This is a genomic window from Nonomuraea antimicrobica (genome assembly GCF_039536965.1).
In the GTDB taxonomy this organism is placed as follows: domain Bacteria; phylum Actinomycetota; class Actinomycetes; order Streptosporangiales; family Streptosporangiaceae; genus Nonomuraea; species Nonomuraea antimicrobica.
The window spans coordinates 1-12,864 of sequence record NZ_BAAAZP010000154.1 but is presented as its reverse complement, the minus strand read 5'-3'; the positions used below and the strand labels follow the sequence as shown (position 1 = coordinate 12,864).

Below are 12,864 nucleotides of genomic sequence, written 5' to 3'. Positions count from 1 at the left end.
CCACCACGGCTCCGGCTGCGCGTCGCGTGCCGGACGCGCGGGTGCGCGGCCGTCCGCGTCGGCGCCGGTCACCAGTTGGTGAAGCCGCCGTCCGGGGTGCGCAGGTGGGGGCGCTCGGCGGCGACGGCCTGGTAGCGCCTGGCCGCGGCCCGGTCGAGGTCCACGCCGAGGCCGGGCAGGTCGGAGACCTCCACCCGGCCCGCCCGGATGACGGGCCGGGCGGTGAACAACGCGTCGATCACGGGCTCCGGCTGGGTCTGGTGTTCCTGGACGGCGGCGTTCGGGGTCGCGAGGTTGAGGTGGAGCGAGGAGGCCGCCGTCACGGGGCCGAGGGGGTTGTGGGTGGCGAGCTTGACGTAGTGGGTCTCGCACATCGCCGCGATCTTCCTCGCCTCGGTGAGCCCGGCCGCCACGCCGACGTCCACGCGGGCGTAGTCGATCAGGTCCGGCTCCACCAGGCGCTGGAACTCCCACTTCGAGCCGAACTGCTCGCCCGCCGCCAGCGGCACCCCGGTACGCGCCCTGAGCATGCGGTAGGCGTCCAGGCCCTCGCTGCGCAGCGGGTCCTCCACGAAGTACGGCCGCGCCGCCTCGATCTCCCGGCACAGCGTGACCGCCTCCGGCGGGTCGAGCCGGGTGTGCACGTCGAGGATCAGCTCCACCTCCTCCCCCACCGCCGCCCGCATCTGGTGGAACAGCTCGATCCCGGCCCGCATCGAGGCCCGCTGGTCGAGCACCCCGTCCGGCGCGTGCGGCACCGCGAAGCGCAGGTGCCGCCAGCCGTCGGCGACCAGGCCGCGCGCCCGGTCGAGAAACGCCTCAATGTCGTGGTAGTCGTCGCCCAGATGGGTGTAGGCCGGTACGTGGTCGCGCACCCGCCCGCCGAACAGCTCGTACAGGGGCACGCCGAGGGCCTTGCCGCGCAGGTCCCACAGCGCCACGTCCACGGCGGCGATCGCGGCCGACAGGAACCGGTCGGCGGGGAAGAAGCCGCGCCGGAACATCACCTGCCACAGGTGCTCGATCCTGGTGGGATCCTCGCCGACCAGGAGCTCGCCGAGGTGCTCGATGCCGCCGGCCACGGCCTTCTGCCTCGATCTGATGCCGACCTCGCCGAGGCCGTACAGCCCTTCGTCGGTGTCGATGGCCAGCAGCATCATGCTGTCGCCGTGATCGGGCAGGGTGAGCAGCTCCCAACCGGTGATCTTCATCTGACTCCTCTTCATGAAAACGATCCCGCAAACACTCAGAAAATGCATCATGACAGAGCCCAGTCACCCTGGATAGATCCGGATTTTTCCTGCACGAAACACTCTTGACGTATTCCGGGAACGTTTGCAACGATCCTCCGTACCAACGACACAGGAGGACCGGCGGTGGCGGTAACGATCAAGCAGGTGGCGAGCGCGGCGGGCGTCTCCGTCTCCACCGTCTCCCGCGCGTTCACGGCGCCCGACCAGGTGCAGCCGCAGACCCTGCAACGGGTCCGCGAGGCCGCGGCCGCGCTGGGCTACTCCCCCAACCCCGCCGCCCGTTCGCTGCGCGGCGGCCGGACGGGCTCGCTCGGGCTGATCATCCCCGACATCGCGAACCCGTTCTTCCCGCCGATCTTCAAGGCGATGCAGGCCCGCGCCCGGCGGCTGGGCTACACGGTGCTGGCCGCCGACACCGACGAACGCGAGTACGACGAGCTGGAGACCATCGCCGCGGTCTCCAAACAGGTCGACGGCCTGATCCTGTGGGCCTCGACGCTGCCCGAGGAACGGCTGCGCGAACTGGGCGCCGAGATGCCGACCGTCCTGGTCAACCGGCACGTCGAGGGCATGGCGGAGCTGCGCATCTCGCTCGCGCAGGGCATCGCGCAGGCCGCCGAGCACCTCAAGGCGTACGGGCACACCCGCTGCGTCTTCGTCAACGCCGAGCACGGCGAGCACGGCCGCGGCAAGTCCATCAGGGAGGTGTTCGAGGCCCACGACCTCTCGCTGACCGAGCTGGGCCCGTACGACCCCCGCTTCGAGACCGGCCTGCACGCGGCCACGCTGGTCGCGGCGGGCGAGGCGACGGCGGTGCTCGCGCACAACGACCTCGTGGCGCTCGGCGTGCTGCACCAGTTCGCCAAGCTCGGCGTGGGCGTGCCCGACCGGGTGAGCGTGATCGGCATAGACGACACGCTGCTCGCCGCCACCTCCACCCCTTCGCTCACCACGATCAGGATCTCGGCCGACGAGGTCGCCACCGCCGCCGCAGACCTGCTCATCGACACGATCGCGGGCAGGGGCGAGGGGCGGGTCGCCGGGATCGGCTCACGCCTGATCCCCCGGGCCTCCACGGGCCCCGCCCCCGGCTGAGCCCTCCTCCCGAACGCCGGCTCCCGGTACGGCCCGCGCCCTACCGCCGTCTCGACCTGCCCCCCTTCCCCCATGGGAGTCACCATGAAGCTGACCGCGGGCCTACTCGGCTGCGCACTCCTCGCCCCGGCGCTGGCCGGATGCGGATCCCCCACGTCCGGCGAGCCGGAGGCCGTCGTGATCCGGGTCCAGGGCATGCCTCCCGCCACGGACAAGCCGGGACTGGATCAGTTCAGGAAGATGGTGGCGGAGTTCGAGCGGAGCAATCCCGGGATCAAGGTGCAGGGCTCGACCACGGTGTTCGACCCGCTGACGTTCTCGGCGAAACTGGCGGGCGGCCGGGTCGAGGACGTGATCAAGGTCCCGCTGACCGAGCCGCAGGGCCTCATCGCCCGCAGGCAGGTCCAGCCGCTCACCAAGGAGCTGTCCGGGTGGGCGCACTACAAGGAGTTCAACCCGCAGGTCCTGCGCCCGCTGAGCGACACCGCAGGAGAGGTGTACGGGGTGCCGCAGGCCCCCTTCGCCCAGGGCCTGGTCTACAACCGTGACCTGTTCGCCAAGGCCGGGCTGGACCCCGACCGGCCGCCGAAGACGTGGGACGAGGTCAGGGCGGCGGCCAAGGCCATCTCCGCGAAGACCGGCAAGGCGGGGTTCGTCCACGAGTCCAAGAACAACCAGGGCGGCTGGCAGCTCACCATGCTCGCCTACACCCACGGCGGCGAGATCCAGCGCGAGGAGGGCGGCAGGCACGTGGCCGCGTTCAACTCCGACCCGGTCAAGAAGGCGCTCGGCCTGCTCAAGGAGATGCGCTGGACGGACGACTCCATGGGCGACGCCCAGCTCAACGACCAGAACGACGTGATCAAGCGGTTCGCCGCCGGTGAGATCGGCATGTACATGGGCACGCCGGGCACCTACCGGCTGGCCAAGATGACGTACGGGATGGAGGACACCGACGCCTTCGGCATCGGCCCGCTCCCCCAGGCCGGCGGGAACGCGACGCTGACCGGCGGTGACGTGTACCTGGTGCCCAAGTCGGCGCCGGCGGACAAGGTCGCCGCCGCGGTGAAGTGGCTGCTGTTCGCCTACGCCGAACCCCAGTACGACCCCGCCGCGGCCGCCTCCAGGGCCAAGGAGCTGGCCGCCGATCCGAAGTCGGCGGTGGGCGTGCCGACGCTGCCCATGTTCGACGCCGGGCAGCAGGCCAAGATCGACGAGGCGGTCCTGCCGTACGTGAACGTGAAGCTGGAGCACTTCCGGCCGTGGCTGGAGGGCACCCCGTCGCTCACCCTGCGCCCCGAGCCCGCCGTACAGGCCCAGCAGGTGTACGCGGTGCTGGACACCGTGGTCCAGGCGGTGCTCACGAACCGGGCGGCGTCCGTGGACGACCTGCTGGCCAAGGCCGAGACGGACGTCAACGCCAAGCTCGCGGCGGCCCGGCAGTGAGTGCCGGCCGCACGTGGACGGCCCGCGCCAGGGTGGCCGTCCCCCTCCCCGCCGTCGGAGCGGCGCCCACCGCCGGGAAGCGCCGCCTCGGGCGCAACGCGCTGACCGCGCTGCTGTTCCTCGTCCCGGCGCTCGTGGTGTTCGGGGTGTTCTCCTGGTGGCCGATCCTGCGCGGGCTGCTGATCAGCTTCCAGGAGACGAACCTGGTCGATCCCGCCACGTGGGTGGGCCTGGCCAACTTCCGCGCGCTGTTCGCCGACCCGCTGCTGGGCACGGCCATCGGCAACACGCTGCTGTTCGTCGGGCTGGCGCTGCTCATCGGCTTCCCCGCGCCGCTGGTGCTGGCCGTCGTGCTGGCCACGGTGCGGCGCGGCGCGGGGGTGTACCGGTTCCTGGTCTACCTGCCCGTGGTGGTGCCGCCGGTGGTGGCGATCCTGCTGTGGAAGTGGTTCTACGACCCGGGTCACGGCCTGTTCAACGGGCTGCTCGGCCTCGTCGGGCTCGGCCCGTACCCGTGGCTGGACTCGCCGGGGACCGCGATGGTCAGCCTGGTCCTGCAGTCCACCTGGGCGGGCATGGGCGGCGCGGTGCTGATCTACCTGGCCGCGATCGTCGGCGTCCCGTCGGAGCTGTACGAGGCCGCGCAGATGGACGGCGCCTCCATCTGGACCCGCGTGTGGCACATCACGCTGCCGCAACTGCGCCCGGTGATCGGCCTGCTGCTGCTCATGCAGCTCATCAGCACCATGCAGGTCTTCACCGAGCCGTACGTCTTCACCGGCGGGGGCCCGGAGAACGCCACGCTCACCGTGCTCCTGCTGATCTTCCGGTACGCGTTCCAGGACGGCGCGTACGGCCAGGCGGCGGCGCTGTCGTTCCTGCTGGCGATCGTGCTGGGCCTGCTGTCGGCCGTCTACCTGCGGGCCACCCGGAGCTGGAGCGCCTCATGAGCCTGATCTCGCACGTCGAGGAGCGCCGTCCGGCGATCCGGGCCGGGTTGCGCAGCGTCCAGGCGCTCACGCTCGTCCTCCTGGTGCTCATCGGGCTCGGCCCGATCTACATGACGGTCAAGGGCGCCATGTCGCCCAGCACGGACCTCATCTCCAGGCCGCTCGACCTGTGGCCGGCGGACCCGCGTCCGGAGAACTTCGCCACGGCCTGGGCCGACCTCGGCATCGGGCACTACCTGCTCAACACCCTCCAGGTGGTGGGCGGCTCATGGGCGGTGCAGCTCGTCGTGGCGGTCACCGCGGGCTTCGCGCTGTCGGTGCTGCGGCCCCGGTTCGGCCGCTACGTGTACGGCGCGATCCTGGCCACGATGTTCGTCCCCTACACGGTCTCGATGACCAGCCTGTTCCTGACGGTCATCGATCTCGGGCTGGTCGACTCGTACTGGTCGATCTGGCTGCCGTCCGGGGCCTACGCGTTCAACGTGCTGCTGGCCAAGCGCTTCTTCGACGCGCTGCCGCCCGAGCTGTTCGCCGCGGCCAGGGTCGACGGGGCGTCCACCTGGCAGCTCCTGACCAGGATCGTGCTGCCGATGAGCCGGCCGATCCTGGCCGTGATCAGCCTGCTGGCCGTCATGCACAGCTGGAAGGACTTCATCTGGCCGCTGGTGGCCATCACCGACCCCGAGAAGCAGCCCATCAGCGTCGCCCTGGCCAACCTGGCCGAGCAGGCACCGCAGGACGAGCTGATCGCCGCCATGGCGATGGCGCTCGCTCCGCCGGTGCTGGTGTTCCTGGTCTTCCAGAAGCACATCGTGGCCGGGCTCGGATTCACCGGCATCAAGGGCTGACATTTCACGAAAGGCACCCCCCAATGGCTGAAATCTCCCGCCGTACTCTCATCCAGGCCCTCCCCGTCGCCGCCGGCGTCACGCTCGCCACCGGCACCACCACGGAAGCCGTTGCCAATGCCATCTCCATCCAGGCCGACGGCATCACACTGGTGGCGGAGGCGGACGGCTCGGTCCTCGTCCGCGACGACGCCGACCGGGTCCGGCTCAGCCACTTCATGATCAAGGACAGCGTGCTCGGGCAGCAGCGCACGTTCGGCGGCACGCCCTCGCTGGTGACCGTGGACGGCAGGCCCGCCATCCAGGTCGACTACACGATGTCGGCCTCAGCCCAGCAGGTCACGGTCCGCGGCCTGTTCACGGTCTCCGCCCGCCGGGCGCACCTGCGCTGGGAGGTGGGCGGCAGCGCCACCCTGACGCCGTCGGGGTTCATGTTCGCCAGGACCGTGCTGAACCCGTCGGCCCCGGAGCGGTACGTACCCGTCACCCGGTGGACGCGCGACGCCCGCGGCGGCGTGCCGTACGAGGTGAACGCGGGCGCGCTCTACCAGGAGACCTGGGCCGGGACCCGCGCGTTCTTCCGGCTGGACAAGACCACGCCCGGATTCACCAACGCCACCTGGATCCACGCCCCCGGCACCGCCGCGAACGTGACCGAGGTCGAGCTAGTGCTGGGCGAGATGCGTCCGGCCGCGGCCAACGGCCTGGCCACCGCCGCGCCGCTGAGCGTGGACGCCTGGTGCGACCAGCCGTTCGGCCTCCACGACCCGGGCGCGGAGCTGCGGCTCAGAGCGCAGGTCGTCAACGGCTCCGCCACCGCGCGCACGGTGCGGCTCACCTGGTGCGCCCGCGACTTCGACGGCAAGAAGGCCGGCCACGGCACACTGAACAGGACGCTGGCGGCCGGGGAGGTCTGGGACGAGACGTTCACGGTCGGGGGCGAGCCGCAGGGCATCGTCTTCGCCGAGGTCAAGGCCGTCTCGGGCGCCGACGAGGCGTTCGCCAGGACCACCATGGCCACCCTGAGGCCGCACACCTACCAGGCCGAGGGCCGGTTCGGCATCGCCAACTACACCTGGATGCTGGTGCCGGACAAGGCGTCGGTCGGCGCGCTGCTGCGCCGGATCGGCGTGAAGTCGGTGCGCATCGCCTACGACGGCGCGCCCGGCCTGTCCCCCGCCGAGCTGGACGCGCTCGGCATCCCGCACAACGTGCAGCTCGGCGGCGTCATCTTCAACGGCACGCCCGCGCAGGTCACCGCCTGGGCCGACGACCGGGCCGCCGTCGCGCGGGCGTCCGGCGCCCGGTACTTCGAGGTCGCCAACGAGCTGAACAACCCGTGGATGCAGGGCCAGCGGGTGCCCGAGTACATCCGCGACGGTCTCAAGCCCATCCACGACCGGCTCAAGGACTCCGGCATCAAGCTGATGAACTGCGGCCTGGGCGGCATGGACACGGTGTGGACGGCGAAGTTCATCGAGGCGGGCGGCTGGGACCTGATCGACGCCTTCGCCATCCACCCCGGGCGCGGCAACTTCACCCCCGACTACGCGCCGCCGCCCGGCGAGTGGCAGCAGGGCGAGAACGGCACGTACTGGAACTTCCTCGGCGCGCTGAGGGAGGCCCGCAGGATCGTGGACGAGCAGGGCGGCGGCAAGGAGCTGTGGCTGACCGAGGCGTACGCGTGCACCAGGCCGAACCGGTGGTGGAACGACAACCACCGGCAGGCCGCCGAGAACGTGCTGCTCACCCTGGCCCTGGCGGTGTCGGAGGGGGTGGACGGCGTGAACTGGTACCAGCCGCACGACAGCACCATCCACCACCCGCAGGAGGCCGACCCGGCCAACCCCGAGTACCACTTCGGGCTGATGAACCGCGACACCGGCGTCAAGGCGGCGTTGCTCGCCTACGCCACGGCCACGCGGATCCTGGAGGGGGCGCGGTTCGTCCGGTGGCTGACCCTCCCCGATCCGGAGCTCAAGGGCCTGCGGTTCGACGGGTTCGCGATGCTCTGGAGCCGCAAGGACGGCTACCTCCTCAACGCCGACCACGGGGCCGACCAGTGGTACCCGCACGAGGAGGCGTGGAGCGACCACTGGCCCACCAAGACCCCGCTGACCCTGCCCGCGACGGGCGCCACGGTCCGCGAGGTCGACTGCATCGGCCGCGAGCGCACCCTGCCCGTACGCGACGGCCAGGTGCGGCTGACCCTGGACGGGGCGCCCCGCGTCTACTACGGATTGAGCGAATGAGACAAGAGACCGTAAAACATGACATCACCGTGGTGGGCGGCGGGCTGGCCGGGGTGTGCGCGGCCGTCGCCGCCGCCCGCCTCGGGCGTACGGTGGCGCTGGTCGGCAACCGGCCCGTGCTGGGCGGCAACTCCAGCAGCGAGGTACGGGTCTGGGTGTGCGGCGCGACCGGCCACGGCAAGAACCACCACGCCCGCGAGGGCGGCATCATGGGCGAGCTGCTCGTCGAGAACCAGTACCGCAACCCGCAGGGCAACCCCTACTTCTGGGACACCACGGTGCTGGACGCGGTGCGCGCCGAGCCCGGGATCTCGTTGTTCCTCAACACCGACGTCCGCCTCGTCGACGCCGGCGACGGCGGGATCGCCTCGGTCACGGGCTGGATGATGGGCTCGGAGCGGCTCATCACGTTCGAGTCGCCGTACTTCCTGGACTGCACCGGCGACGGCCTGGTGGGGCACCTCGCGGGCGCGCGCCACCGGATCGGCCGCGAGGGCCGGGCCGAGTACGGCGAGCCGTGGGCGCCCGACGAGCCCGACGACATCACCCTGGGCAGCACGCTGCTGTTCTACACCAAGGACGCGGGCGAGCCCGTCCGCTACGTGCCGCCGAGCTTCGCCAAGGACATCACCACGACCTCCATCCCCGAGCGGCGGATCATCAAGGCCGGGGACAACGGCTGCGCGTACTGGTGGATCGAGTTCGGCGGCGAGCTGGACACCGTGCACGACAACGAGCGCATCCGGGACGAACTGTGGTCGGTGGTCCACGGCATCTGGGACCACATCAAGAACTCCGGCAAGTTCGACGCCGACACGATGACGCTCGAATGGGTGGGCGCGCTGCCCGGCAAGCGGGAGTACCGGCGTTTCCTCGGCGACCACGTGCTCACCCAGCACGACGTGCTCGGGCAGACGCCGTTCGAGGACCGGGTGGCCTTCGGCGGCTGGTCGATCGATCTGCACCCGCCGCAGGGCATGTACGCGACCGAGGCCGGGGCCAGGCAGCGCTACGCCGACGGGATCTACCACATCCCCTTCCGCTCGCTCTACTCGGTCAACGTGCCCAACCTGCTCATGGCCGGGCGCAACATCTCGGCCTCGCACGTGGCGTTCGGCTCGACCCGGGTGATGGCCACCTGCGCGACGATCGGGCAGGCGGCGGGCACGGCCGCCGCGCTCTGCGTCGAGCGCGGCCCGCGCCCGCGCGACCTGCCCGTGGCCGAGCTGCAGCGCACCCTGCTGCGCGAGGACGCCTCCATCGTCGGGCTCCCGCTCGACGACCCGGCCGACCTGGCCCGCGCCGCCACGGCCACGGCGTCGGGCAGGGCGTCGGGCACGGCGTCCGGCACGCTGTCCCGGCTGGTGGTGGACGCCCCGTCCGGGGTGTGGCCGCTCGACGCGGACGCGGGGCTGGTGCTGCCCGCCGATCCGGCGCTCGGCGGCGTACGGCTCCTGCTGGACGCGGACGCGGACACCGCGCTGACCGTCGAGCTGCACGATCCCGTGCTCGGGCAGAACTACGTGCCGCGCGAGCTGGTCACGACGAACGTGATCCCGCTGGCCGCGGGCGAGAAGCAGTGCGCGGACCTGGGCCTGGACTGGCGGCCTGACACGCCGCGCAACGCCTTCCTCGTCGTCAGGGCCAACCCGCTGGTCCGCCTGCACGTCGCCGACCGGCCCACGCCCGGCGTCCTGTGCTTCACCCGGGTACCGCTGCGGCCCCAGGACGAGGCGCCCCAGCCGCTGCGCGAATGGACGGATGCCGGGCTGCTGCGCCGTACGTTCTGCCTGGAGACGGGCGGTACGGACGCGTTCGCGCCGGCCAAGGTGATCGACGGCTACCAGCGCCCCTATGCCGGGCCGCACATGTGGGTGTCCGGCGGGCTGCCGGCCGCGCTGGAGCTGGCCTGGCCGGAGCCGGTGACGATCGGGCGGGTCGAGGTGATCGCCGACGACGACGTCAACGAGGACCTGATCAACCTGCACCACCACCGGACCCCGTTCGAGGTGCTGCCCACGCTGGTGCGGGACTACCGGGTGGAGGTGCGCAGGGGCGGGGCCTGGGAGGTGGTCGCCGAGGCCCGCGCCAACCGGCGGCGGCGCGTCGTGCACCCGCTCGCCGCGGCGGTGCGGGCGGACGCGCTGCGCGTGGTCGTCGAGGCGACGAACGGCGTGCCGTCGGCTCACCTGGTCGCGGTGCGCGCGTACCCTCCAGGGGGCGCCCGGTGAGCGCGGGGTGAGCGGGGTCGGCCGGTGGGAAGAGGGGGGTCGGTGGGTGTGCGGCGGGTGATGGTGACCGGGGCCGCGGGGCGGATCGGGCGGGCCGTCCTCGGCCTGCTGGCCGAGCGCGGGGTCCCGGCCGCCGCGCTCGTCCTCGACGACCCCGGCGACCTGCCCGCCGACCTGGTCGTGGAGGGGGACGCCACCGACCCGGCCGCCGTACGCGCGGCGCTCGACGGGGCCGGGGCCGTGGTCCACCTCGCCGCCATCCCGACCCCGGAGTGGGAGCCGGCCGAACGGGTGTTCGCGGTCAACACGCAGTCCACGTTCACCGTGCTCGAAGAGGCGGGGCAGGCGGGGATCCGGCACGTGTGCCTGGCGGGCTCCCAGGCGGCCGGCGGGCTGGCGTTCGCCGCGAGGGAGCTGCATCCCGCCTACGCGCCGATCGACGACCTGCTGCCGTCGCAGGCGGAGGACCCGTACGCGCTGTCCAAGCTCGTCGACGGGCTCACGGCCGAGACGATGGCGCGCCGGTACGGGATGGGCGTGGTGACGTTGCGCCTGCCGTTCGTCGGGGGGTTCGGGGAGCGGCTGCGCGAGTTCGCCGACCGGTGCGCCGCCGATCCCGGGCTGCACGCGCGAGGGCTCTGGGCGTACCTGGAGACGCGGGACGCGGCTCGGGCGTGCCTGCTGGCGCTGGACGTGCCGGGGCCGGGGGCGCGTACCGTGCTGGTGGCCGCCCCCGAGACGCTGGTGCCCCAGCCGACGGAGGAGCTGATGCGCCGCTACCATCCGGCGACCGAGCTGCGCCGTCCGCTGCCCGGCCGTACCGTGCCCGTCGACCTCACGGCGGCGGCCGAGCTGCTGGGTTTCACGGCCCGGTTCACGCTGTAGGCCCGCGCGTCAGGTGCGCAGGTCGAGCCCGCCGAGGAAGTCCCTGATCAGCTCGGTCACCTCGTCGAGGGCGCTCTCCAGCAGGAAGTGGCCGCCTTCGAGGAGGTGGATCCGCGCGCCGGGGAGGTCCTGGGCGAAGGCGCGGGCGCCGTCCGGGCCGAAGATCTCGTCGCCCTCGCCCCAGACGGCCAGCAGCGGCGGCTGGTGCTCGCGCAGGTAGGCGTGCAGCCGCTGGTACAGGGGCGGGTTGGTGGCGTAGTCCAGGAACAGGGCGAGCTGGACGCGGTCGTTGCCCGGGCGGGAGACCAGCGCGTGGTCGTGGTGCCAGGTGTCGGGGCTGACCAGGGTCTCGTCGGGGACGCCGGTGAGGTACTGCCACTTGATGGCGTCGAGCGTGAGCGCCTGCCGGATGGCCTTCTCGGTCTCCGGGTTCTGCTCGCGGTGGTAGTCCCAGACGGTCGTCCAGAAGCTCTGGACGAAGCCGGCGTCGTAGCCGTTGCCGTTCTGGGTGATGATGGCCGTGATCGCGCCGGGGTCGGCGAGTGCGAGCCGCCAGCCGATCGGAGCGCCGTAGTCCTGCACGTAGAGGGCGTAGCGGGTGAGGCCGAGCCGGTCCAGCAGGCCCGCGGTCAGGTCGGCGAGGGCGTCGAAGGTGTAGTCGAACTCCTCGGCGGGCGGCGCGTCGGACAGCCCGAACCCCAGGTGGTCGGGGGCGATGACGTGATAGCGGTCGGCCAGGGCCGGGATCAGCTCGCGGAACATGAACGAGCTGGCCGGGAAGCCGTGCAGGAGCACGAGCGCGGGCGCGTCCGCGGGCCCGGCCTCCCGGTAGAACAGCCGCCTGCCGCGCACGTTCGCGTAACGGTGATGGACCCTGGCCATGGCCGACCTCCCCTTTGGCTTCGATGATTAGACCGCAGCGGAGGGCTTCGGCCCCGTCAAGCACGCGCGCGGGGCGGCCGGTGATCGAGACGCCGGCATGGGCGAACACAGACCCGTCGTTGGTCGATCGGCCCTCGCCGAACGGGTGAGGCCCAGGTCAAGACGGTCGTCCGCCTGGGGCTCACGGGAATGTGTACGCGCGCTGCGGGTAGGCGGAACGAGGAGACGGGAGAATGGCCCCCGTCCTCGAAAGGGGAGGTGATACCCCTTATGTCCCGCCAAATGGAGAGCCATCCCGACATCATGAGCATGCGGGAGAAGTACGAGATGGCCGCGGCCAAACCGGCCGTCCAGGTTGCGGAAGGGCTCACCCTGCTGGCCGGGCTGTTCCTGGCGCTGTCGCCGTGGATCGTGGGATTCACCGGCATCGGTTCGCTGACGGTCAACAACCTGGTCACGGGGCTCGCCGTGGCGCTGCTGTCGCTGGGCTTCAGCTCGGCGTTCGGTCGCATGTACGGCATAGCCTGGACCGCGCCGCTCATCGGCATCTGGACCATCCTGGCCCCGTGGCTGGTCAGTGGCGGCGCGGCCACGACCCGGACCATCGTCACCAATGTGATCGTCGGCGCGATCATCACAGTCCTCGGACTGATCGCGCTCGGCATGTCCATGGCAAGGAGGCGGTGACCACTGATCCCGGGCCGGACGACGTCCGGCCCGGCCACACAGGCGGCAAGACCCGCTGCGGTGTGACGCAAGTATTGCAACTTCTTGCGCCCATCCGACGTCAACGCTTGCACGCGGCCTTGACAGGCCGGAACCGCAGCTCAAAGCCGTAAGCAGGGAGAAGCTCCCGATTGCCGATGGCACGGGAGTTATTTCTTTGCGCAACATCGTCGAAATATTGCGGCTATCTGCTCGACATCTTATGGTTCGGCCATCCCCCCTTACTCGAAGGATGACCACCCCCCATGAGAGCACTGTTAGCCGCCCTGACCTTACTCATCGGAGTCCTCGCCGCT

10 protein-coding genes are annotated in these 12,864 nt (G+C 71.4%); 8 read left to right on the top strand and 2 right to left on the bottom strand.

What is annotated here, in order from left to right:
- Positions 1 to 68: 68 nt before the first annotated feature.
- Positions 69 to 1,211: a mandelate racemase/muconate lactonizing enzyme family protein gene (locus ABD844_RS38280; protein WP_344889408.1), complete on the bottom strand. Its 1,143-nt coding sequence runs from the start codon at positions 1,209 to 1,211 to the stop codon at positions 69 to 71.
- A 165-nt stretch (positions 1,212 to 1,376) separates the two neighbouring features.
- On the opposite strand from ABD844_RS38280, the gene ABD844_RS38275 reads away from it, so the two are divergent.
- From ABD844_RS38275 to ABD844_RS38245, 7 genes are all read left to right on the top strand, one after another.
- Complete coding sequence (locus ABD844_RS38275) at positions 1,377 to 2,348, top strand: LacI family DNA-binding transcriptional regulator (RefSeq protein WP_344889405.1); 972 nt, start codon at positions 1,377 to 1,379, stop codon at positions 2,346 to 2,348.
- Positions 2,349 to 2,432: 84 nt separating this feature from the next.
- The gene (locus ABD844_RS38270; protein WP_344889402.1) at positions 2,433 to 3,794 is read left to right on the top strand and encodes an ABC transporter substrate-binding protein; all 1,362 of its coding nucleotides are present in this window, start codon (positions 2,433 to 2,435) and stop codon (positions 3,792 to 3,794) included.
- A complete protein-coding gene (locus tag ABD844_RS38265) occupies positions 3,791 to 4,744 on the top strand; it encodes a carbohydrate ABC transporter permease (RefSeq protein WP_344889399.1) in 954 nt (317 codons plus the stop codon). The genes ABD844_RS38270 and ABD844_RS38265 overlap by 4 nt, the downstream gene beginning before the upstream one ends.
- Positions 4,741 to 5,592, top strand: a complete 852-nt coding sequence (locus ABD844_RS38260; protein ID WP_344889396.1) for a carbohydrate ABC transporter permease — start codon at positions 4,741 to 4,743, stop codon at positions 5,590 to 5,592. Before ABD844_RS38265 ends, ABD844_RS38260 begins: the two co-directional genes overlap by 4 nt.
- A gap of 23 nt (positions 5,593 to 5,615) precedes the next feature.
- Entirely contained in the window at positions 5,616 to 7,844 is a 2,229-nt protein-coding gene (locus tag ABD844_RS38255; RefSeq protein ID WP_344889393.1) for a hypothetical protein, read from the top strand.
- Complete coding sequence (locus tag ABD844_RS38250) at positions 7,841 to 10,075, top strand: FAD-dependent oxidoreductase (protein ID WP_344889390.1); 2,235 nt, start codon at positions 7,841 to 7,843, stop codon at positions 10,073 to 10,075. The genes ABD844_RS38255 and ABD844_RS38250 overlap by 4 nt, the downstream gene beginning before the upstream one ends.
- A gap of 42 nt (positions 10,076 to 10,117) precedes the next feature.
- Positions 10,118 to 10,960: an NAD-dependent epimerase/dehydratase family protein gene (locus tag ABD844_RS38245; RefSeq protein WP_344889387.1), complete on the top strand. Its 843-nt coding sequence runs from the start codon at positions 10,118 to 10,120 to the stop codon at positions 10,958 to 10,960.
- 9 nt (positions 10,961 to 10,969) lie between these two features.
- On the opposite strand, the gene ABD844_RS38240 is transcribed toward ABD844_RS38245, so the two are convergent.
- Positions 10,970 to 11,842: an alpha/beta fold hydrolase gene (locus ABD844_RS38240; protein WP_344889384.1), complete on the bottom strand. Its 873-nt coding sequence runs from the start codon at positions 11,840 to 11,842 to the stop codon at positions 10,970 to 10,972.
- Between the two features lie 282 nt (positions 11,843 to 12,124).
- On the opposite strand from ABD844_RS38240, the gene ABD844_RS38235 reads away from it, so the two are divergent.
- Complete coding sequence (locus ABD844_RS38235; RefSeq protein WP_344889381.1) at positions 12,125 to 12,529, top strand: SPW repeat protein; 405 nt, start codon at positions 12,125 to 12,127, stop codon at positions 12,527 to 12,529.
- Positions 12,530 to 12,864: the final 335 nt, after the last annotated feature.